The sequence below is a fragment of the Pirellulales bacterium genome (assembly GCA_035939775.1).
GTDB lineage: Bacteria > Planctomycetota > Planctomycetia > Pirellulales > DATAWG01 > DASZFO01.
In genome coordinates this window covers 1-2,823 of record DASZFO010000040.1, presented here as the reverse complement: position 1 = coordinate 2,823, position 2,823 = coordinate 1, and the positions used below count along the sequence as shown (strand labels likewise).

The following is a 2,823-nucleotide window of genomic DNA, read 5'->3' as shown; positions in this document are numbered from 1 at the left end:
CGCGATTCGCAAATCTCCCGCCCACAAGCGGCTTTCCGGCCGTGTCCCGAACAAGTCATCCGCGACGATCTTCACACCAGACGAATCCAGCATCTTTTCGTCATACGCCGCCTGCCAGTTGCTGCGCGGCTGCGATCGCATTGGTTGGGTAAACATTCCCACGTCAATTCCTGTTTGCGAATTGCGCACCCACAACTCAATAAGGTGACATGGCTCTGGAGCTTTAACCGGATACACACCAATAATCTCAATGACCGGCGCCATTTGCAGTTATCTTTCATCACGCTAAACGACTCAGTCTTCGCACCAACCACTCCAGGCACAGAAAGCCGCAAATGCCGCAGAGCAGCCAAGTCATCCAAAGCTGCTCCCAGTCTTTGTCGATGTCGCCGGATTTAGGGGTCTCGCGGCTACGGTCTTTTAGTTGCCCGACCAGCGGCGGCAGCTTTCCGCCGTCGCCGAGCGCCGCGCCCACTCCAATATAATAGCGCCCACCCGTGCCCGAGGCGATTTCGTTGAGCAGCGCATCGTTCCGCTGCGGGTTATCCTTCTCTAGGTCGGGCACCTTCACGATGATTTGCCGCGAGAGCGGGTCTTCCTGCGAATCCGGGATCGGCAGCTCGATTCGATGCGGCCCGACCTCCATCGCGGAGAATTGCCCATGATAAGTCCCCTTGCGATTCGGGTCCGCCAGGAGCGGGACCATGAGCGGCGCGCCGTTTTGCGGCGTCACTTCCGCCACCACCTTCGGCAGATCGAGCGGCTGGTGCTGAACGTTCGTTAGACGGGCGTCGATGTCCACGGTGCTGCCGAGAAGATACGTGTCGCGTTCGACCGACAGATTGCCGCGCCTCGAGCCGCGGAGCAAGCGCCCCTGCGAAACGTGCCGCAACAGCTTCGTGTAAAACTGCTCGAAGAACGTCTCGTCGAGCGCCCGAATCCTCCACATTTCGCCGCTGCCCAAATAAAACACGCGGCCGGCCCCGTAAAGCTGCCCGGCCATGTAGATCGGCAGTTCCTCGCCCGCGGCGCTCGAATCGGGATCGGCATAGCGGGCGTAAATCGTCGCCCCCGGTTTTTTCCCTTTCACGCGATAGTAGCCGTACGCGCCTTTGAAATCGGACCAATTGTGCAGGCTTTCGGCCGCGGATGAGCCGAGCCAAAGGAACTCGGCCTCTTGCCCCTCGCGGGTAAATTCGATCGCGCCGGCGGTCTCGGAGCCGTACTTCGCGTCCTTGGCTTGAATCAACAGCCGATTGAACTCGACCGGATAGAGATTGCGAACCTTCGACATCAGCCGATCTTGCGCCCAATCGTCGGTGTAAACCGGCCCAGCGATGAGCACCAATCCGCCGGCTTCTTCGGCGACCCATTTTTCGAGCAGGCTGATCTGCGCGTCGCGGGCAACCGGATCGGAATCCAGATTCTTCCAGTCCGGATCGAAGGCGACGATCGCATCGTATTCCGACAGCTCCTGCATCGTGCCGGGGAAATGATCTAGGATCGCGTTGGCGTCCTGTGAGACCGGGCCGTTGGCCGTCTGCAAGAGCACATCCACGATCGTGTCGCGATCGCGGCGCAATTGATTGCGCAGAAACTGATACTCGCGGGTCGGCCCGCCCGCCAATAGCAGCACGCGATTCTTCCGATCGACGATTTCCACATCGGTCTCGCGCACCAGGTCGCCCGCCTGCTGCTGGGCATTCGCCTGGGTGGCGGGAAGCTTGATTCGCAATTGCAGCGTGCGGCGGCCCGGCTCCTTGATGCCGCTGAGTTCAAATTTAATCCGTTCCTTTTTGCCGTCGCCCGGCAGCGTGACGGCCTGCTCGTCCTCGCGATTCCAATTCGGCGGATTGGCTGCGCTCACCTTGCCCGCCGGTCGGGAAACCAATTCCACGTCTACCTGGCGGCCGGCCATGCCTTGGGCTTCGATCTCGGCGTTGACGGTGAAACTATCGCCCGGATAGGCGCGCGGCGGAGCGGCGAAATCGGCGATCCGCGCGCTCACCGGACGGCGATCCGAGCCGAGGCCGACGAGGTAGATCGGAATCTTCGTTTCGCGGGCTAACTCGATTGCCGCGCTCGGATCGAGACCGGCGTTCTGCCCTCCGTCGGTGAAGACGACCACACCCGACACCGGTTGCGTGCGCTCTTCGCTAATCAACTCGTGCAAACATTCCCCCAAGCGGGTTTCGATGCCGCGCGGCTTGAGTGCCGTAGCCCAATCGACCTTGGCCGGCTTTGAAGGGGCGCCGGGGATTTGTTCTGACGGCTGCGGTTGCGATGGTTCGGCAGTCGGCTCGCGCATGCCCAGCAGCAAAAGCAGATCCCTGTTCGGATTATCCAGGCTCAGATAAGCGAGCGCCCCGAAGATGGCCGTCGCCGACACGGTCGCCCCGATCCCAAAGACCCAACTTCCGATGCGCCGCCGAAACAGAAGGCGGCGGACAACGAAGCCGAGCATCGACACCGCAAAGACTCCAGCGGCCGCGATGATCGCGTAACGGAGCCACTTTGCGCGCGACTCGCGCGCGGCTTGAGCGGCGATGTCCGACTGCTCGCGCGCCATCACGTCCTGAACCTTTGGCAGCGTGATGATCTTGCCGAGGTCTTGATCGAAACGCGAGACGACTACGTCGTGCGTTTTGCGCATCTCGTCGAGCATCTTGCCGGCGGTAAATTCGGTCACCACCTGGCCGATTCGTGAATCGCCGGGAGAGGACGTAGCCGCATCCGAATTGCTCAGCCCCATGCTGATGCTCGTATCCGCCAAAACCAGCACTCGCGAATTCTGAATCTCCTTCTGCTCCGACCATTTCTGTA

General features: G+C 61.0%; 2 protein-coding genes. Both read right to left on the bottom strand.

Going from position 1 to position 2,823, the window contains the following annotated elements; translation table 11 throughout:
* The coding region (locus VGY55_01935; protein HEV2968717.1) for a hypothetical protein at positions 1-264 on the bottom strand (264 nt) is incomplete at its 3' end.
* 16 nt (positions 265-280) lie between these two features.
* Positions 281-2,823, bottom strand: a 2,543-nt coding sequence (locus VGY55_01930; protein HEV2968716.1) for a hypothetical protein, incomplete at its 5' end; no start/stop codon positions are given.